The following is a 19312-nucleotide window of genomic DNA, read 5'->3' on the forward strand; positions in this document are numbered from 1 at the left end:
ATAGGATGTGACGCATGGCATACAACCTGCGTTGCCCCTGTGGCGAGTCCATCACCGCCCTCGAAGACGACTTCGTCCCCAAGGTCCAGGCCCACCTCGCGGCCGAACATCCCGGCCGGGACTACAGCGAGACCGAGATCATGATGATGGCGATGACCGTGCCCGATCGCGCGGTGAAATCCGACTGACCCTTCGAGACGCCCTCCGCACGCTCCGGGCTCCTCAGGGAGCAGCGGAAACCCACCACTTTTCGCCAGATCCACCACCCGAGCGGGTGGTGGATCTGGCGATAAAAGGTGGGTTTGCGGCTAGGCCGCGGCTGCGGGGTTGCGCAGCGAGATGTTGTTGCAGGCCTCGCACACCGACTCGGGGATGATGCCCGCGCGCTGCAGGAAGCCGAAGATGGTGCAGCCCAGGCAGAATCCGAAGACCGACTCGAGCGTCGCGGCGAGGATCAGGACGCCGGTGGTGATCTGCGCGGCCAAGCCGAAACCGAAGAGGCTCAGCACGAACGCCGTACCGCTGACCACCAGGCCGATGGTCTGGGCGAAGCGCTTCGGAGGTCCGGGGACCAGCTTCTCCTTGCGGACGACCTTAGGGACGATGAACTTCACCGAGAGCTGTCCGAAGGGGGAGAGCGTCGGGCCAGACGCCACGCGCAGCGCGAAGCCGAGAGCGAGGATGCCGTAGAGGATCGGGTTGTCGACCGCGACCGCGATGACGGCCAGCACGACGACCAGGCCGGCGGTCGTGCGGGCCGCGTAGTCGTTCACGGGGTTGGGAAAGGTGAGAACCTCACGCACCGACATCGACAGAACCTCCATGAACTAGGAAAACCAGGACCAAGCTACGGGTGCGTCGGTCGTTTGGCAAAGGTTCTATCCACCCAGATCTCAAGAGGGTGAGCGTCGTCTCACAAGTGATCGGTGTCAGGTGCGATCCGGGGCTCCTCCGCGGCGATCTCCCGCGGGTCGTCGACGTCGGGCTCGTCCTGGTCGGTCACGCCGCCGTCGTTGGGGAGTTCGGCCTCCCGGGAGACCTCTCCCTCCTGGTCGATGCCGGCCTGCTCACCGACGTCGATGCGATCGGGGATCTCGTCCATGTCCACTCCTGTGACTCTTCGTGCCTGCTCGGACTCGGAAAACGGTTCGGACAGGTCGGCGTCGTTGATCGTCTCTGCGTAGGCGAACTCGGCGTCGATGATCCCCCACTCACGGTCCTGGGCGAGGTCGGCCTTGGCCTTGCGTGCGGCCTCCCGCATCTCGAACCCGTCGGTGACGATCTCGCCGATCTCGCGGGTCACCCCGGCGACGGCGCCGGTGATGATGGTGGCGATGCGACCCACGTGGGTTGCCGTGGACTCGATCAGCTCCTGCATCAGGTCCTTGTTCCGTTCGATGCTGTCGACCATCTGTGACCCCCTGGGTTCTTAAGGGTTTTGCCCCCGGCGTGTGCCTGTCCGTGCGCGCCTGTGAAACGCGACTGGTCCCGAGGTTACCCCCGGGACCAGTCGGTCAAACGGTTCTCAAATGCGCAGGTCAGGCGGCCGACGCAGGCTTCTCGCGTTCGACGATGACGGTGAGGTCGTCATCGTCGCGGGTCATCCAGTTCGGCAGCGACAACTTCGCGATCTTCTTCCAGGTCGACGCCAGCTGGTGGCTGAGCGAGCCGGTGTTGTACGGCAGGCCGTAGCGCTCGCAGATCTCCTGCACCTCGCCGGACATCGTCGGGTAGCGGCTTGCCGGGATGTCCGGGAACAGGTGGTGTTCGATCTGGTGCGACAGGTTGCCGCTCATGATGTGGAACAGCGGGCTGCCGGTGATGTTGGCCGAGCCGAGCATCTGGCGCAGGTACCACTGGCCGCGGGTCTCGTTCTGGCACTCCTCCGGGGTGAAAGTCTGTGCACCGGTGGGGAAGTGGCCGCAGAAGATGATCGAGTAGGTCCACACGTTGCGCACCAGGTTGGCGGTGGCGTTGCCGATGAGGGTCGGGACGAACAGCGGGCCGGTCAGCGCCGGGAAGACGACGTAGTCCTTGAGGACCTGTCGACCTGCCTTGCGCCACATGCCCTTCACCAGGCCCTTGATGTCGCTCCACTTGCGCTTGCCCTGGATCACGTTCTCCGCCTCCAGGTCGTGGAGCATGACGCCCCACTCGAAGAGGAGCATGAGGGCGGTCGCGTAGCCGAGGTTGCCCAGGTAGTAGGGATTCCACTTCTGGTCGCGCGCCATCCGCAGGATGCCGTAACCGATGTCGCGGTCCTCGCCGAGGATGTTGGTGAACGTGTGGTGCAGGTAGTTGTGGCTGTGCTTCCACTGGTCGGCCGGACACACGGTGTCCCACTCGAATTCGCGGGAGTTGTAGGTGTCCTCGCGCATCCAGTCGTACTGGCCGTGCATCACGTTGTGGCCGATCTCCATGTTGTCGAGGATCTTCGACACGGAGAGAGCGCCGACGGCGGCGATCCAGGCCGGCGGGAAGAACCCGAGGTACATGAGTGCGCGGCCGCCGATCTCGAACCCGCGCTGGGCGCGGATGACCGAGTACAGGTAGTCGCGGTCCTTCTGACCGAGGTCGGCGACGATCCGCGAGCGAAGCTCGTCCAGGTCGCGTCCCAGCGCCTCGACCTGTTCATAGGACAGGACGACGGTGTTGGGGTCGGAGTTCTCGGCGGTGATGTTCTCGGCCTCGACGACGGCCGGCAGGTTCTCGGTGGGTGCGGGACGGGTGTCCTGTGCGATGTCGATGGTCATGGTGTGCCTCCTGCTGGGTAGGAGTGGAATGGGTGGAGGTCGGCGAGGTGGCCGACCGTCAGATCTCGATGTCGACGGAACCGACCGGGGCGTTGATGCACAGCTGGATCTGGGTGTCGGACTCGGTGTCGGTCTCGCCGGTGAGCACGTTTCGGGTGCAGCCCGACTTCTTCACGGCGGTGCAGGAGAAGCAGATCCCCATGCGGCAACCGGATTCCGGGGTGAGCCCGGCGGCTTCGGCCTGGTCGAGGATCGGACGACCGTCGTTGGTCGCCGTTGCACCCGACCGTGAGAACGTCAGTTCGCCCTCGACCGAATCGGGGTCGACGACCGTCGGTGCGGCCAGGGTGAACGCCTCGCTGTGCAACGGCTGCGAGATGCCGAGTTCGGCATGCGCCTCGGCGACGGCATTCATCAGGGCCCGGGGTCCGCAGACGAACACATCGGCGTCGGCCAGGCCGGGGATGTCGTCGAGGTGCGCGGCGGTGAAGTGGCCGTTGTCTTCCTCGCGGGTGTGGTGCATCCGGAGATCGAGGTTGGGATGCTCGACCGCCAGGGCGGCGAGCTCGGTGCGGTACGCGACCTCCGACGCCGTGCGCGCGTAGTGCACGAAGGTGATCGGTCCGGCGTAGTCTCGGGCCACGAGTGTCCTCAACATTGAGAGCACAGGTGTAACGCCGCTGCCGCCGCTGATGAAGACGGCCGAGGTCGGGTCGGTCTCCGGCAGCGCGAACTCGCCGTCGGCCTGGGACAGTCCGACCACATCGCCGGTCCGGGCCTCGGCGGCCAGGTGCTTGGAGACGAGGCCGTCGTCGTTGGCGGTGATGGTGAGTTCGATGTCGCCGTCCGGGCCGGCGGCGGCATTGGCCGGCGAGAAGCACCGGGTGTGCCGGACGCCGTCGATCACGACGCTGAGCTGCACGAACTGTCCAGCCTGATGGCCGCGCCACTGACGTGTCGGACGGATGGTGAGACGCACTGTGCGGGGTGTCGGATGCTCGACCCGGACGATCTCGCCGCGCAGGTCGCGCCAGGTGAGCATCGGATCGAGCAGTTCGAGATAACGGTCGACCGGATGCGGGGACAGTGCCGCCTCGACGATCGAGCCGACCAGGCGGTTCCAGCGGCCGGGGCTGCCGGCTGCGGTGCCCGGGGTCGGGTTCTGGGAGGTGCGGATGCTCATGGATGGGCTCCGTTCACATGATTTCGGTGTACAGGTGTACACAAACGAGTGTGACATGTTGACGCCTGTACCCGTCAAGCGGAGATTCCTGTGATGGCCGTCACGATCGTCGGGAGGTCGAGGCCGGGGTAGGAGGTCGCGGCGAATACACTCGGCTGTGTGACACGCACGCGGAGTTCGGACCAGCGCGATGCGCAGACGCGTGCGGACAAGAAGAACCAGACGCGCCAGGCGCTCCTCGACGCCACGAGGTCCCTCGTCGGCGACCGCAGCTTCGGCAGCATCAGCCTGCGCGAGGTGGCCCGCGGTGCGGGCATCGTGCCCACGGCCTTCTACCGGCACTTCGCCTCGATGGAGGATCTCGGGGTCACCGTCGTCGAGGACTCGATGCGGGTCCTGCGTCGAGCTCTGCGTGAAGGGCGGCGTGATCTCGCCGCACGTCAGGCGATGCCGACCGCGAAGAACTCACTCGACATCCTCTTGCGTCACGTTCGCGAGAACGAATCGCAGTTCCGCTTCCTGATCCGCGAGCAGCACGGCGGTATCGCGGAGATCCGCCGCGCCATCGACACCGAACTCCGGCTCTTCGCCAAGGAACTGACGATCGACCTCGCCCGGATCCCCGACCTCGCCCCGTGGCAGCCGGAAGACCTCGAGATCGCCGCCGAACTCATCGTCACGATCATGCTGACCGCCGTGGCCGATCTGCTCGACGGCGAGTACCGCGGACGCGGCGCCGAGAAGCAGATCGTCGAGCGCACCGAACGCCAATTGGTGATGGTGTTCCTCGGAATGGGGCAGTGGCGACCGTCGGAGTGAAGCCCACCGCCGGTGGGCATGACCTGACCGGACCCCTCCGAAGAGTGGGGCGCTGTTTCGGTATTCGGGACCTGCTGGCGGACTTCGTCGGTGGCGGGTGTGGTCAGTCGACGGGCTCCCGTCCCCGAACGCGCCTCTGACCTGCGAAGACGCTGCCTCTACAGAACCGGGCGGACCGTTGTCCACTTGGCGTCACGCAGATTTCAATTGTGGCCTCGCGTCCAACCGGTGTCCGACACTTGGACTCGACATGTGTGTCGCAGCGCGGGTCTTCGGTCCCAGCTGCCGGTCACGCCTGCCGCTCCACCCCCGACGCTCTACGACGAAAGGTGCCCTCGCGGTGTCTCTGCATTTCCACTGGTTCCTGCCCACCTACGGTGACTCCCGCAATCTGATCGCGGGCGGGCACGGCAGCCAGATGAACGGGGACCGGCCGGCCGACCTTCGTTACCTCAAGCAGCTCGCGGGCGCAGCCGAGGTCAACGGCTTCGAAGCCGTCCTGACCCCGGCCGGACTCTGGTGTGAGGACGCGTGGCTGACCACCGCGGCACTCATCGACTCGACCGAGAGCCTCAAGTTCCTGATCGCCTTCCGTCCCGGCCTCATCTCGCCGCTGCTCGCAGCGCAGATGTCGGCGACCTTCCAGTGGCATTCCGAGGGCCGCCTGCTGATCAACGTCGTCACCGGCGGCGAGTCGAGCGAACAGCGTGCCTTCGGCGACTTCCTGGCCAAGAACGCCCGCTACGAGCGCTGCGGCGAATACCTGGAGATCATCCGCCGCCTGTGGACCCAGGACGAGCCCGTCGACTTCGTCGGCAAGCACCTGCGCGTGGAGAACGCCCTCCTCGGCCGCCGCCCCACCCCGACCCCGCCGGTCTTCTTCGGTGGGTCGTCGCCTGCCGCGGGTGACGTGGCCGCCAAGTACGCCGACACCTACCTCACCTGGGGGGAGCGTCCCGAGGCCGTCGCCCAGAAGATCGCCTGGATCAACGGACTCGCCGCAGCCCAGGGCCGGACCCTCGACCACGGCATCCGGTTCCACGTGATCGCCCGCGAAACCTCTGAGCAGGCCTGGGCCGAGGCCGAACGTCTCCTCAACAACCTCGATCCCGAACAGGTCGCCGCCGCGCAGCGGAACCTCGCCCAGTCGGAGTCCGAGGGCCAGCGCCGCATGTCCGAATTGCACGGCCGCGGAGCCGCATTCGAGGTTTCGCCCGACCCGCGCTCGCTGGAGATCCACCCGGGCGTCTGGTCCGGCGTCGGTCTGGTGCGCGGCGGTGCCGGCACCGCACTCGTCGGCTCCTACGACGAGGTCGCGGAGCTCATCGGTGAGTACGCAGCCCTCGGTCTCGACCACTTCATCCTGTCCGGTTACCCGCACCTCGAGGAGGCCTACCACTTCGGTGAGGGTGTCCGACCGGCTCTCGCCCGCCGCGGCCTGCTCGACGCGGCCGATGCGCGTCCGAGCGAAGAGGTTCGCACCGCGTTCCTGCCCCGGCTCCAGGCCGCCTCGTCGTGATCGCACCGTCCTGACCGATCCAATCTCCACCTGAGAACCCACCTCCGGAGGTAACACCATGTCCACCGACTCCATCGCGGACGAGATCAAGTTCGCCTACTGGGTGCCCAACGTCAGCGGCGGCCTGGTCACCAGCACCATCGAGCAGCGCACCGACTGGGGCTACGACTACAACATCAAGCTCGCCCAGACCGCCGAGAACAACGGCTTCGAGTACGCGCTCTCGCAGGTCCGTTACGAAGCCAGCTACGGCGCCGAATACCAGCACGAGTCGACGAGTTTCAGCCTGGCACTGCTCCTCGCGACGCAGCGGCTGAAGGTCATCGCCGCGGTGCACCCCGGCCTGTGGCACCCGGCGGTCCTCGCCAAGCTCGGCGCCACCGCCGACCACCTGTCCAAGGGTCGTTTCGCCATCAACGTGGTCAGCGGCTGGTTCAAGGACGAGTTCACCCACCTCGGTGAGCCCTGGCTCGAGCACGACGAGCGCTACCGCCGCAGCGGCGAGTTCCTCGAGGTCATTCGCAAGATCTGGACCGAGGACAACGTCGACTACCGTGGCGACTTCTACCGCATCCACGACTTCACCCTGAAGCCGAAGCCGCTCAACACCCCCGAGCGTCCGAACCCGGAGCTCTTCCAGGGCGGCAACTCGACCGCGGCGCGCAACAACGGCGGCCGCTTCGCCGACTGGTACTTCTCCAACGGCAAGGACTTCGACGGCGTGACCGAGCAGATCGACGATCTGCGTGCTGTCGCCCAGGCGCACAACCGTTCGGTGAAGTTCGGCCTGAACGGCTTCATCATCGCCCGTGACACCGAGAAGGAAGCCCGCGACACCCTGCGCGAGATCGTCGAGAAGGCGAATCGTCCTGCGGTGGAAGGATTCCGAGATGCCGTGCAGCAGGCCGGCAATTCGACCGGTGACAAGAAGGGCATGTGGGCGGACTCGAAGTTCGAGGATCTCGTCCAGTACAACGACGGCTTCAAGACGCAGCTGATCGGCACGCCGGAGCAGATCGCCGAGCGCATCGTGGCCTACAAGCGCCTCGGCGTCGACCTCATCCTCGGTGGCTTCCTGCACTTCCAGGAGGAGATCGAGTACTTCGGCGAGAAGGTGCTCCCGCTCGTGCGCGAACTCGAGGCATCGCAGACACCCGCAGCAGTGCTGTGACCGCTGTCAGTCAGGTCCGACCCGATTCGGCGAGCCGGATCGGGTCGACCGCCGAAGCCCTGTCCGTGGCACGGGAGCTGGCCGCGGCGTTCGCGACCGGTGCCGCCGAGCGCGACCGCGATCGGCGGTTGCCGCACGCGGAGATCGACCGCCTCTCGGAGTCGGGACTTCTCGCTCTGACCGTGCCCGCACGGTTCGGTGGACTCGACGTCGCGCCGAGCGTGCTCGCCGAGGTCGTCTCGATCCTCGCCGCCGCCGACCCGAGCATCGCGCAGATCCCGCACAGCCACTTCGTCTACCTCAACCTGGTACGGCTCTCCGCGGGAGAAGCGTTGGCCGAACGCATCTTCACCGACGTCTTGGCCGGCGGCCGGGTGGCCAACGCCCAGTCGGAGCGCGGCGGCAAGACCATCGCCGACATCTCGACCCGGTTGACCCCGGTCGACGGCGACGCCGGCCGGTTCGTCCTGGACGGTGAGAAGTTCTACTGCACGGGTTCGCTGTTCGCGCACACTCTTGCCGTCCTGGCGAAGCTCGAAGCGCCTGCCGGCGACCTCGCACCCGGCGAGTACGTGGCGTTCATCCCGGCGGACTCGGCGGGCGTCGAGATCGTCGACGACTGGGATGCCGTGGGGCAGCGGACGACCGGCTCGGGAACCGTCCGGTTCTCCGGTGTCGAGGTGACCGCAAACGACCTCGTGGCCCGGGCATCGGCGACGTCGGCACCCACCGCCTACGGTGCTTACGCACAGTTGCTGCACGTTGCGATCGACGTCGGCATCGCCCGCGGCGCGCTGACCGAGGCAGTCGAGTTCGTGCGCACCAAGGCCCGTCCGTGGTTCGAGGCGGGCGTCGACCGTGCCGTCGACGATCCGCTGGTGGTCCAGCGCTTCGGCGAACTCGAGGTCGACGTCGCGACCGCCGAGGCGATGCTCGCCGCGGCCGGTCGCAGGGTCGACGAGGCCGTGGCCGGTTCCGCCGGTTCGCCTCGGGAGCTCGTCGCCGAGGCGTCGATCGCGGTGGCGCGTGCCAAGGCCGTGGCCGACCGGGTCGCGACGCCGGTGGCGTCGGCACTGTTCGAGGTGAGCGGAACCCGCAGCGCCGCAGCCGGAACCAGGCTCGACCGCTATTGGCGCGATGCGCGGACCCACACACTGCACGATCCGGTTCGATGGAAGTACCAGCACATCGGTCGCTGGCTTCTCCGCGGAGAGGACCCGCCGCTGCACGGCGTGATCTGAATCCTCTTGTATGCCAATCGCGTTGCGTTCGATCCCGGCTCCCGGGGCCGAACGCAACGCGATGTGCGTCCTACAGGTACCTGCCCACGTGGGGCAGTGCCTTCTTCGGGGTCTTGGCGTTGAAGCCGTCGCCGATCGCGCGCAGCTTCCACTCGCCGCCCTCGCGGCTGATGACGGCCATCGCGACCGCAGTGAACGGCATGCCGCCCTTGAGGGTGTAGCGCGCCAGCTCGGCCGAGGTCGTGTTGTCGACGAGCCGGCAGAAGGCGTTGTCGATCTCTTCGAAGGTTTGCCCGCGATACGACGTCACGATGAACATCAGGGCGTCGATGTGCGCCGGAACCGATTGCAGCGCAACGTTGATGACCTCGTCGTCGCCTTCACCCTCGCCGGTGAGGTTGTCGCCGGAGTGCATGATCGACCGGTCGTCGCTCGTGAGGTGGCCGTAGTAGACCGTCTCGACGCACCGGCCCCCGGAGAACATCAGCACCGACGCGTCGAGGTCGATGGCGCTCGACCGTCCGAACCGGCGGGTCACCGGGTCCCAGCCGAGGCCCATCCGGATGTTGGTGAGGCGGACCCCGCCCTCCTTGCGGAGCGTGACCTTCTGACCCTTGGTCAGACTGACCGGGCGGTCCTTGCTCAGGCTGATCTCCGGTGCCCGGGGCGGAGCCGGCGGCGGTGTGGGTGCCGGCGGGGGAGTCGGAGCGGGCGGGGCCGGCGGGGGAGTGACCGGCGGTGCGTATGTCGGCGCGGCCTGGACAGGCGCGGGAGTGGGCTCGTCGTCGACGCTGACACCGTGATCGCGGACGAGGTCGGCGAAGCCGCCGGCATAACCCTGCCCGACGGCGCGCACCTTCCAGTCCAGATTGCGGCGGTAGATCTCGAGGGCGATGACGACCGACTCGGAGGTGAGGCCGGTGACGGTGTAGTCGTAGAGTTCGCGGCCCCCGGCATCGGTGACGCGCGCGACCGGCGGCGCGAACCGGCCGAAGGTCGAGCTCGGGTCGTCGAGTGTGATGACGGCCCGGACGGAGTCGATGTCCGCCGGGATCTGGTTGGTTGAGATGTGCAAGCGCGCAGGGCCGTTGGGTGACTGCTGCAGCGAGACACCGGGGCCGGTGGGCTGGTTGTAGAACACGAAGTCGTTGTCACTGCGGACGACGCCGCGGTCGGTCACCAGCAGAGCCGACACGTCCGCGGCGGTCGAGAGGTCGACGGTGACGACGATCTGGGAGGTCGACAGCGGGCCGTTCTGGCCTTTGGTCAGCGAGGGCATGGTGCTCAGGGTAGTCACCGGCTCAGACGGCCTCCGAACGTGATCATCCGGGCGACAGATGCGGTCGACCAGGCGACAGAGAAGTGTCAGTCGGGCAGCTTATGCTGCTCGTCATGACAGGAAGCCGGGTCGGCACGCAGTTCGGGCCATATCGTCTCGACGCGTTGCTCGGCCGGGGCGGCATGGGTGAGGTCTATCGCGCCTACGACACCACCAAGGAACGCACCGTCGCGGTGAAACTGCTCAACCCGGGTCTCGCCGACGACGCCATGTACCAGGAGCGGTTCCGCCGGGAGTCGCATGCCGCCGCGCGTCTCGGCGAACCGCACGTCATCCCCATTCATGACTGGGGCGAGATCGACGGCGTGCTCTTCATCGACATGCGCCTGGTCAACGGCGAAGACCTCCGGGCATTGCTCGCCCGCGAGACGAGACTGGAACCGGCGCGTGCGGTCTCGGTCGTCGAGCAGGTGGCGGCTGCGCTCGACGCCGCGCACGCCGACGGACTGACACACCGGGACATCAAGCCGGAGAACATCCTCGTCGACGCCAACGACTTCGCCTATCTCGTCGACTTCGGAATCGCCTATGGCGCCGACGACACCCATCTCACCCAGACCGGTACCGCTGTCGGCTCGATCGCGTACATGGCGCCCGAGTTGTTCGACGCGGCATCACCGGGACCCGGGACCGACATCTACGGGCTCACCTGTGTGCTGTTCGAATGCCTCACCGGCCAGGTGCCCCATCCGGCGAAGACCGTGAGTGCCGCGATCAAGGCGGCGGTGCTGTCGCCTCCGCCCGCGCCCAGTTCGGTCAACGCCGAAGTCCCTCCGGCGATGGACGCGGTCATCCGCAAGGGCCTCGCCGCCGACCCGTCCGAGCGCTACCGGTCGGCGCGGGAACTGGCCGCGGCCGCCCGTGCAGCACTGACCGGTGTCTCGCTCGAGAAGGCGCCCGCTGACCCGGCGACCAGCATCATCAAGGCGCCCCACACCGTCATCGCTCCCGCCGACTCGGCCCACGAACCGACCCAGGTGCGCCAGACGACCGGTCCCGAGAACGCCCCCGGAACCCGGCAGATGTCCGGTCCGCAGACCTTCGGCGAGTCGCAGCAGATCGCGGCTCCGCCGTATTATTCAGGGCCCCAGCAGTATTCGGGACCCCAGCAGTATCCGTCCGCCTACGGGCCACCGCCCGGTTATCCGCCTTATCCGCAACCGGGGCGCCGGCGTTCGGCCGCCATACCGATCCTCCTCGGGCTGATCGCGATCGTCCTGGTGGGCATCGCTGTCGTCGTCGGCATCCTGCTCGCCGACTCGGGTGGCGGCAGTTCGGAGCAGGCCGCCGAGCCGACCACCCCGACCGTCACCGAGACGGTCGCCCCGCCGACCGTCGAGAACGCACCCCAGGGGCCCCGCGCTCCGGCGGCGCCGCCGCCGGGATCCGCGCCATGCGACGGGACGGTCGGAGTGGGGACGTCGGTGACCAGCTGCCCGTTCGCCTTCGCGGTCCGCGACGCATACTTCCGCGCGGGACAGGACCGGTCCCCGCGGGTGGTGACCGCGGCGAGTCCGGTCACCGGTCAGTCGTATGCGATGAGCTGCGTCCCCGAGGGTGCGATCGTCACGTGCCGCGGCGGGAACGACGCGGTGGTGCACATCTACTGATGACGACTCCACAGCGGATGAAGTCCGTGGCGATGGCCCTCGGTTGTGTCGTGGCCGTCGCCGCCGGGTGCACGACCCCCGCCGATCCGGCTCCGATCAGCCCTGTCACCGTGACCGTGACCTCCACACCGTCGGTGCCGCAGACACCGTCGACCTCCGTCGGGGCTCCCGGGGCGCCGTCGGGTTCTGCGTCGTACGGCGCGCTCGCCGCGAGCTTCCGGAAGGTCGCGTCGTCGACCGGGCTGACCGTCGGCATTGCGGTCGCGCCGGTAGGTGGCGATGCGGTCCCCGCGCTGACCCTGGGGGACATCACCCCTCGGGTTGCGTGGTCGACCATCAAGGTGCCGCTCGCGGTCGCCGCCGAACGTCAGAACGGGCCGATCCCCGCCGCCTCTGCAGCGATCATCAACTCCGACAACGGCTCCGCCGAGGCGCTGTGGTCCTCGCTGGGCGGCGGCCAGGCGGCAGCCGACGCGGTCACCGCTGTTCTGCGGGACGCTGGTGACACCACCACGGTCGTCCCCGCGACGCCACGCCGGCCGGGATACACGATCTTCGGGCAGACGGTCTGGGCACTGCCCGACGCCGCGACCTTCACCGCACACCTCCCATGCCTCGACGGTGCGCGGTCGGTGGTCGCCCTCATGGGGGAGGTTGCCGGAAACCAGCAATGGGGTGTCGAGGTCATGCAGGCGCCTCGGGCCACCGCCGTGAAGGGCGGCTGGGGCCCGGGGATGTCGGAGGGTTACCTCGTGCGACAGATCGGTCTGTTCACCTACCGCGACGGTCAGCGGACCGCGGTGGCGATGAGCGCGGTCGGCGGATCGATGACCGCGGGGATCGCGGCACTGAATGCGGTGGCCGGCTGGCTCGACGCCAACATGACCCGGCTGCCGCGCGGCCGCTGCGCCGCCTGACGACGGTTCCCGGTCGCGACAAGGTCCCGATTGGGTATACGAGCTGGTCACCCGTCCAACGGTCGCAGTAGTCTTCTGTTTCTAAAGTGACTCAGGAGAATATTGTGAAAGTTGTGACTCGGTGCGCGTTGGTCATCGGAGCTTTGATGATGTCCGTCGTCGTCGGAACCGGGAGCGCGAACGCGGTGCCGCTCCCAGCGCTCCCGCCGCTGCCCGAACCGTTTGCATCCTGGTTCACCCCGCCGGAGCCCGTCGAGAAGAAGCTGGCCAAGAGCTACGCCGCACTCCAGAAGTCGATGAAGAAGTCGCTGCCCGGACAGCTCGGCGTCGCGATCGCGCCGATCGGCGGCGACCAGGTCATCTCGCTGGGATCGCTCAAGGCGGGGCGGGCGTGGTCGACGATGAAGGTGCCGGTCTCGCTGGCGGCCCAACGCAAGCGGGGGCCGGCCGTCGCGGTGATGGAGAGCAAGGCGATCACCTTCTCCGACAACGACGCCGCGGGTGAGCTGTGGGGTGCGCTCGGCGGTGGTCACGCCTCCGTCGACGCCGTGACCGCGGTGCTCCGCGAAGGGCACGACACCCGGACGCACGTCTCGTCGGAGGTAGACACCCCGGCGTCGTTCCCGGGTTACACCTCGTGGGCGCTGCGTGATCAAGCGCTGTTCGGTGCGCACCTGCCGTGTCTTCCCGATAGCGAGAACATCATCCGCCTCATGAGTGACGTCGCCCCGAATCAGCAGTGGGGCATCGCCAAGGTCGGCCGGAACAAGGGAGCGGTGACCGCAGTCAAGGGTGGCTGGGGACCGGCCACGTCGAAATCCGGCGGCCACCTGGTGCGTCAGCTCGGCATCATCAGTACGGTCGACGGCCAGGTCGCGGTGTCGATGGCGGCGATCCCGCGGAGCGGATCGTTCACCGACGGCACCAAGATGCTCACTCGATTGGGCAACTGGCTCGGCAAGAACCTGGCCGAGCTGCCCAAGGGGCGGTGCTGACCCGACCCGGGGAATGGGAACCCGGGCTCAGCTCACCGCGGGTGCGGGCGCGGCTGACGGTGCACCCGCGGGCCGGCACAGGGCTGCGGCGATCGCCGTGGTCAGCGGAACCGACAGGGCGATCGCGATGCCGCCGACGAAAGATCGGGCCAGTTCGACGGCCACCACGTCGGTGGTGAGCAGACCGCCGAGCGGTTGCTGGGCCACCGAGAAGAGCAACATGAGCGGCAGGGCGCTGCCGGCGTAGGCGAAGACCAGTGTGTAGACGGTGCTCGCGATGTGGTCGCGGCCGACGCGCATCGCGGCCTTGAACGTCGCGAGACGGGTGGGTTCACCGGCGGCGGCCAACTCGAAGGCCGCTGACGCCTGCGTGATGGTCACGTCGTTGAGCACGCCGAGCGTTCCGATGATGAACCCGGCCAGCAGGAGGCCGCTGACCGAGATGTTGCCCTGATAGACCTGCAGGTTGGTGGTCTGGTCGCCGGACAGGCCGGTCAGGTTCATCGTCTCGATCGCGAGCCAGCTCAGCAGGCCGGCCATCACCAGCGAGGTCAGCGTGCCCAGCAGGGCTGAACTCGTGCGGAGACTGACGCCGTGCGCGAGGTAGAGCACGACGAACAGGATCACCGCCGACGACACCACCGCGACGGCGACCGGGGACGAACCGTCGAGGATGGCCGGCAGGGTGAACCCACCGAGGACGAAGAAGGCGAACGCGAGGCCGATGATCGACCGGAAGCCGCGCCATGCCGCGACGAGCACGATCGCTGCGATGAACAGGATCGCCCAGATGATCGTGGCGGTACCCCGCTGGAAGTCGAAGAACGTGTACCGGTTGCCCTCCGGGCCGGGGACCGTGGACAGTCGGATCGCGTCGCCGACGTGCAGCGTGGGCTGACCGGCCTGGGGTTCGGCGAGCGATCCCGGTACGGGCGCGCCCTCGGGGCCCGGTTCGGCACCGGACTGCGCGCCCTTGGTTGGGATCTCCAACACCGTGTACCGACCCTCGACCTCGCCGGAGTCGAAGCGCACCGCGTTGAGGATGCAGGGACCGCCGGCGACCGGGTTGACGGGGATGTCGGCGGTCTCGAGGACCGAGCCCGCCGCCGGGTTCAGGCAGTTGGCGCGGAACTGGTCGACGACCTCGCCGTTGACCGTCTGGATCGACCCGCCGTCGGCCGACCGGAACTGGGTGGGCACCGGATGCTCGGAATCCGACGGCCACAGGACGACCATGCCGATGGCCACGGCCACCGCGGTGACCGCCAGTGTCCCGATGACCAGCCACCGGGCGAACGGGGACAGCGTGTGGGAGATGTCGGTCAGCGAGTGCGGGTGACCATGATGTTTGCGCTCCACGCCGGTGAGCCTATGCGGAAGCGCCCGGATCGCGGAATGCGACCCGGGCGCCCGGCGGTGGTGCCTGGAAACGCGTCACAGATCGTGACCTACAGCGGCAGGAGGATGTTCTTCACCTGCGGATCGGTGGCCAGGAACTCCTGCACAGCGGGATCTTTGAACGCGGCGACGAGGTTCTTGATGTTGTCGGTGTTCTCCCACTCGGTGCCGATGGTCAGCTGTCCGGCGAACTCGTCGGGGGCCGGGGGAGCGTAGATCTGCTTCTCGATCGGGATGTTCGCGGCCAGGTAGTACTCGGTGTAGCCGACGGTGGCATCGAGGTCGGCCAGCGACCGTGACTGTGCGGCGAAGTCGAGCAGCACGAACTGCAGGTTGCGCGGGTTGGTGGCGATGTCCTTCTGGGTCGCCTTCCACTTGTCGATGCCGGGCTTGAGGGTGATCAGGCCGGCGCGCTCCAGCAGCCAGAGACCCTGGGCCTCGTTCGCGGGATCGGAGTAGAGCGAGACCTTTGCGTTCTGCGGGAGATCCTGGGGGGTCTTGTACTTGTCCGACCAGATGCCGAAGCCCCAACGGAAGACGGGGGTGGCGGCGACTTCCTTGAAGTCAGGGTTGGCCTCGAGAACCTGCGACAGCCACAGCTTGTGCTGATAGATGGTGCCGGCGACCTCGCCGTCACTGACCGCGCGGTTCAGGGTCGTCGAGTCGGCGAGGCCCTTGAACGCGACCTTGATGTCGTACTTCGGTGCGACCTCCTCGGCGATGAACTCGACGAGGGCCTGCTCGGCGGCGTTGCCCTCGGCGGTGACCACGGTCAGCGTCGCGCCCGGGGTCTCGTTGGGGGAGGCCTCATCCGAGCCGAGGAAACGCCAGCCGAGCACACCGGCGAGTACGGCGACGACGACCAGGGCGCCGGCGATCAGCGGCCAGCGCCGCCGCTTGGAGATCTCGATGTCGGAGTTGCCTGCGGGCGGCGGTGTTTCGGACGATGTGCCCGACACGCCGGTGGCGGAACCGGTGTCTTGAGACATGGTTGGACCTTTCAAGTGTGTGGTGAAGGTGATGCGAGGTGTACGTGCGGGGGAGCCCCGGGGTCAGTGGTTGACGCGCTTGGAGGTCACCGGGTTGAGGCTGCGTGCGAGCGCGTCGCCGGCCAGCTGGATGAGCGCGACGGTGATCACGAGGACGATGATCGTCGCGACCATGACGCCCTGGTCGAATCGCTGGTAGCCGTAGGTGACCGCCACGTAGCCGAGGCCGCCGGCGCCGATCGTGCCGGCGATGGTCGAGTACTCGATCATCGCGATGGTGTTGATGGTCAGGCCGCCCACGATGCTCGGCAGCGCCTCGGGAACCTGTGCCTTCCAGATGATCTGGGCGTTCGAGCCACCTGAGGCCCGGGCGACGTCGATGGTCGACGCCGGCACCGACCGCAGCGAGTTCTCCACGATGCGGGTGAAGAAGGCGATACCGGCGATCGACATCGGGACGACCGCCGCGGCGATGCCGATGTTGGTGCCCGTGACGAGGCGGGTGAACGGGATGATCGCCGTCATCAGCACCAGGAACGGCAGCGAGCGGCCGATGCTGATGACCCACGACAGCGGCGTGTGTAGCGCCCGGTTTTCGAAAAGCCCACCGGGCGCGAGGTTGTGGACCAGCGCGCCGAGCGGGACGCCGACGACGAGGACGACGACCATCACGATGCTGACCATGAGGACGGTGTCGATGAACGCCGGCCACAGCAGATCGGGGATCTCGTCGAGCGGCACGGTGATGGCCGCCAGGTTGATCGTGCTCATGCTGCCACCTCCGCCTTTTTCTTCTCGAGCGCGTCGCCGTCGGCCCGGTGCTCGAGACCGCCGACGGGATCGGTGTCCGGTTCAGGTGCTTCTCCGACGCGCGCGGCGAGTCCGAGTTCGCTTGCCGCACCGACGAATGCAGACGCATGGCCGGCAGGGACGGAGACGGTGAGATCGCCGAAGGCGGTGCCGTCGATGGTCTGGACGTTGGCTCCGAGGACCGAGATCGGGATGCCCAGGCTCCCGCCGAGGCGGGTGAGCCAGTCGGCCGGCACGGTCGTCGAGTTGTAGACGACGTTGACCGCGGTCTGGTCGCCGGTCGCGGACGCGCTGGGGCCACGGGGCCGGAGAGCCCGTCCGAGAACGGAATCCGGGTCCAGCACGAGCTCTTCGAGACGTCCGTGTTCGACGATCCGGCCGTGGTCGAGTCGACCGACGGTGTCGGCGACACGCACGATGGTGTCCATCTCGTGCGTGATGAAGACGACCGCGAGGCCCAACTCGTCCCGGACCTCGGTCAACAGCCGGAGGAAGGTGTCGGTGGCGGCCGGGTCGAGCCCGGAGGTGGCCTCGTCGGACAGCAGCACCGACGGCTTCAGCGCCAGAGCACGTGCGATGCCCACACGTTGACGCTGGCCGCCGGAGAGCTGATGCGGGTAGAGATTCGCCTTGTCGGCCAGCCCCACGAGGTCGAGTAGGTCGGCGACCCGTGACCGGGTGGACGCCTTCGTCGCCCCCAGATACTCCAGCGGGAGGGCAACGTTCTGGGCGGCGGTCCGCCGCGAGAGGAGGCTCGCCGACTGGAAGACCGTGCCGATCCGGCGGCGGGCGTCGCGCAGTCCGGAGGTGCCGAGGGCGGTGAGGTCCTCACCGTTGACGACGACCTTGCCCGAAGTGGGGCGTTCCAGGAGGTTGAGGCAGCGCGCGAGCGTGCTCTTGCCTGCGCCGGACGGTCCGACGACGGCGAAGATCTCGCCGGAGTCGACGGTGAACTCCACTTCGTCGAGAACAGTGGTCGGGTTCGGCGATCCGACCCCGAAAACCTTGGTGAGTCCAACGACTTCGATCATCGTGCGGTCCCGATCACTTCGTTCCGGCGGCGGCGAGGCGGTTGCGCTCACGGATCGAGTCGTCGATCGTGGAGTTCACGCCGCCGACCCGGTAGGTCGAACCGCGGTGGTTCTCGGGCAGGTGGTCGCCACGACCGAAGAGCTTGTGCCGCAACGTGCCCGGGACGTATTCACGGTCGTAGACGCCGCGGCGCTCGAGCGCGGGGATCACGTGGGTGACGATGTCCTCGAAGGAACCCGGGGTGACGGCGTAGGCGACGTTGAAGCCGTCCACGTCGGTCTCGGCGACCCAGTCCTGCAACTGTTCGGCGACCTCGTCGCCAGAGCCGATCAGGACGGGGCCCATGCCGCCGATGCCGCCCCAGGCCGCGATGTCGCGGACACGCCATTCCTCGCCGCTCTCCGAGGCCTGCTGGAACGCGGCGACCGCCGACTGGATGGCGTTGCTCTCCACGTTGCCGATCGGCTCGTCGATGTTGTAGCTCGCGAGGTCGATGCCCATCCATCCGGACATGAACACCAGTGCGCCCTCTTCGCTCGCATAGGACTGGTACTCGGCGGCTTTCGCGCGCGCCGCCTCGGGCGTCGAGTCGGTGATGATGGTGAGCAGCGTGTAGATCTTGGCGTCGTAGGCGTCGCGCCCGGCGAGGACGAGTTCCTCGCGGATCTTGCTCACGACGTCGCGCAGGATGGCCTTGGTCGGCGCGGCGACGAAGATGGCCTCGGCGTTCTCTGCCGCGAAGCGGCGCCCGCGAGGAGAGGCACCGGCCTGGTAGATGACCGGCGAGCCCTGCGGCGACGGCTCGGACAGATGAATGCCCGGGACCTTGAAGTGCTTGCCCTCGTGTCCGATGTGGTGGACCTTGGCCGGGTCGGCGAAGATGCCCGCCTCGCGGTCGCGCCGGACCGCGTCCCGCTCCCAAGAACCCTCCCAGAGCTTGTAGAGCACGGTCAGGTACTCGTCGGCGTGGTCGTAGCGGTCGTCGTGCGCGAGCTGGTCGTCGTCGCCCATGTTGCGCGCACCCGACGGCAGGTAGCCGGTCACGACGTTCCAGCCGACACGGCCCCGGGTGAGGTGGTCGAGCGTCGACATGCGGCGCGCGAACGGATAGGGATGCTCGAAACCGGTCGCGGTGGTGACGCCGAATCCGAGGTTCTTGGTCGCGTGCGCCATCGCCGAGACCAGCAGAAGCGGGTCGTTGACGGGGATCTGGGCGCCCTGGCGGATCGCGGCTTCATCGGTGCCGGACAGGACGTCGTAAGTCCCGAGGACGTCGGCGATGAACAGGCCGTCGAAGCCGCCGGTCTCCAACAGGCGGGCGAGATCGACCCAGTAGTCGATGGTGTTGTAGTTCCACGAGCGGTCGCTCGGATGGCGCCACAGGCCTGGGGACTGGTGCGCAACGCAATTCATGTCGAAGGCGTTGAAGCGGATCTTTCGGGTGGAGCGCGCGCCGCTGTCGGGGGTCACGGCAGGCTGGTTCTGTTCAGACACCGGAAGAATGATGCTGACGGATCTGCAGACCCGCCATCTTTG

The 19312-nt window shown here is 67.7% G+C and carries 18 protein-coding genes; 8 read left to right on the forward strand and 10 right to left on the reverse strand.

Annotation, left to right across the window (positions count from 1 at the left end; genetic code table 11):
- The first annotated feature begins 14 nt into the window (after positions 1–14).
- Positions 15–188, forward strand: coding sequence for a hypothetical protein (locus GONAM_RS22780; protein ID WP_006867454.1), 174 nt, complete (start codon positions 15–17; stop codon positions 186–188).
- A 120-nt stretch (positions 189–308) separates the two neighbouring features.
- On the opposite strand, the gene GONAM_RS14235 is transcribed toward GONAM_RS22780, so the two are convergent.
- The 4 genes from GONAM_RS14235 to GONAM_RS14250 all read right to left on the reverse strand — a co-directional run bounded on the left by GONAM_RS14235 (position 309) and on the right by GONAM_RS14250 (position 3936).
- Complete coding sequence (locus GONAM_RS14235; RefSeq protein ID WP_006867455.1) at positions 309–809, reverse strand: DUF4395 domain-containing protein; 501 nt, start codon at positions 807–809, stop codon at positions 309–311.
- A 104-nt stretch (positions 810–913) separates the two neighbouring features.
- Positions 914–1411 carry a hypothetical protein gene (locus tag GONAM_RS14240; RefSeq protein WP_006867456.1) on the reverse strand — a complete coding sequence of 166 codons (498 nt, stop codon included), beginning with the start codon at positions 1409–1411 and terminating at the stop codon, positions 914–916.
- Between the two features lie 127 nt (positions 1412–1538).
- Complete coding sequence (locus GONAM_RS14245) at positions 1539–2753, reverse strand: fatty acid desaturase family protein (protein WP_006867457.1); 1215 nt, start codon at positions 2751–2753, stop codon at positions 1539–1541.
- A gap of 58 nt (positions 2754–2811) precedes the next feature.
- On the reverse strand, positions 2812–3936 hold the full coding sequence (locus tag GONAM_RS14250; RefSeq protein WP_040536508.1) for a ferredoxin reductase: 1125 nt from the start codon (positions 3934–3936) through the stop codon (positions 2812–2814).
- 159 nt (positions 3937–4095) lie between these two features.
- Here GONAM_RS14250 and GONAM_RS14255 point away from each other — a divergent pair, with 159 nt between their 5' ends.
- The 4 genes from GONAM_RS14255 (at position 4096) to GONAM_RS14270 (ending at position 8686) form a co-directional block, all read left to right on the forward strand.
- Positions 4096–4755, forward strand: coding sequence for a TetR family transcriptional regulator (locus GONAM_RS14255; protein ID WP_006867459.1), 660 nt, complete (start codon positions 4096–4098; stop codon positions 4753–4755).
- Between the two features lie 340 nt (positions 4756–5095).
- Entirely contained in the window at positions 5096–6274 is a 1179-nt protein-coding gene (locus GONAM_RS14260) for an LLM class flavin-dependent oxidoreductase (protein WP_006867460.1), read from the forward strand.
- A 58-nt stretch (positions 6275–6332) separates the two neighbouring features.
- Positions 6333–7445 (forward strand): dimethylsulfone monooxygenase SfnG, encoded by a 1113-nt coding sequence (sfnG, locus tag GONAM_RS14265; protein WP_006867461.1) that lies wholly within the window; start codon positions 6333–6335, stop codon positions 7443–7445.
- Positions 7442–8686: an SfnB family sulfur acquisition oxidoreductase gene (locus tag GONAM_RS14270; RefSeq protein WP_006867462.1), complete on the forward strand. Its 1245-nt coding sequence runs from the start codon at positions 7442–7444 to the stop codon at positions 8684–8686. The genes sfnG and GONAM_RS14270 overlap by 4 nt, the downstream gene beginning before the upstream one ends.
- Positions 8687–8756: 70 nt before the next feature.
- On the opposite strand, the gene GONAM_RS14275 is transcribed toward GONAM_RS14270, so the two are convergent.
- Complete coding sequence (locus tag GONAM_RS14275) at positions 8757–9965, reverse strand: TerD family protein (RefSeq protein WP_040536511.1); 1209 nt, start codon at positions 9963–9965, stop codon at positions 8757–8759.
- Positions 9966–10066: 101 nt separating this feature from the next.
- Between GONAM_RS14275 and GONAM_RS14280 the strand changes: the two genes are divergently transcribed.
- The 3 genes from GONAM_RS14280 to GONAM_RS14290 all read left to right on the forward strand — a co-directional run bounded on the left by GONAM_RS14280 (position 10067) and on the right by GONAM_RS14290 (position 13547).
- Positions 10067–11635 (forward strand): serine/threonine-protein kinase, encoded by a 1569-nt coding sequence (locus tag GONAM_RS14280; RefSeq protein WP_006867464.1) that lies wholly within the window; start codon positions 10067–10069, stop codon positions 11633–11635.
- Positions 11635–12552, forward strand: coding sequence for a serine hydrolase (locus GONAM_RS14285; RefSeq protein WP_006867465.1), 918 nt, complete (start codon positions 11635–11637; stop codon positions 12550–12552). The genes GONAM_RS14280 and GONAM_RS14285 overlap by 1 nt, the downstream gene beginning before the upstream one ends.
- 149 nt (positions 12553–12701) lie before the next feature.
- The gene (locus GONAM_RS14290; RefSeq protein WP_085949558.1) at positions 12702–13547 is read left to right on the forward strand and encodes a hypothetical protein; all 846 of its coding nucleotides are present in this window, start codon (positions 12702–12704) and stop codon (positions 13545–13547) included.
- Positions 13548–13574: 27 nt separating this feature from the next.
- Here the strand turns inward: GONAM_RS14290 and GONAM_RS14295 are convergent, their stop codons facing one another.
- The 5 genes from GONAM_RS14295 to GONAM_RS14315 all read right to left on the reverse strand — a co-directional run bounded on the left by GONAM_RS14295 (position 13575) and on the right by GONAM_RS14315 (position 19246).
- Entirely contained in the window at positions 13575–14906 is a 1332-nt protein-coding gene (locus GONAM_RS14295) for a YibE/F family protein (protein ID WP_006867467.1), read from the reverse strand.
- 89 nt (positions 14907–14995) lie between these two features.
- A complete protein-coding gene (locus GONAM_RS14300) occupies positions 14996–15934 on the reverse strand; it encodes a MetQ/NlpA family ABC transporter substrate-binding protein (RefSeq protein WP_006867468.1) in 939 nt (312 codons plus the stop codon).
- A gap of 63 nt (positions 15935–15997) precedes the next feature.
- Positions 15998–16705: a methionine ABC transporter permease gene (locus GONAM_RS14305; protein WP_006867469.1), complete on the reverse strand. Its 708-nt coding sequence runs from the start codon at positions 16703–16705 to the stop codon at positions 15998–16000.
- The gene (locus tag GONAM_RS14310; protein ID WP_006867470.1) at positions 16702–17775 is read right to left on the reverse strand and encodes a methionine ABC transporter ATP-binding protein; all 1074 of its coding nucleotides are present in this window, start codon (positions 17773–17775) and stop codon (positions 16702–16704) included. Before GONAM_RS14310 ends, GONAM_RS14305 begins: the two co-directional genes overlap by 4 nt.
- Before the next feature lie 13 nt (positions 17776–17788).
- Positions 17789–19246 carry an LLM class flavin-dependent oxidoreductase gene (locus GONAM_RS14315; protein WP_006867471.1) on the reverse strand — a complete coding sequence of 486 codons (1458 nt, stop codon included), beginning with the start codon at positions 19244–19246 and terminating at the stop codon, positions 17789–17791.
- Between the last annotated feature and the right edge of the window lie 66 nt (positions 19247–19312).

The organism is Gordonia namibiensis NBRC 108229 (assembly GCF_000298235.1).
GTDB lineage: Bacteria > Actinomycetota > Actinomycetes > Mycobacteriales > Mycobacteriaceae > Gordonia > Gordonia namibiensis.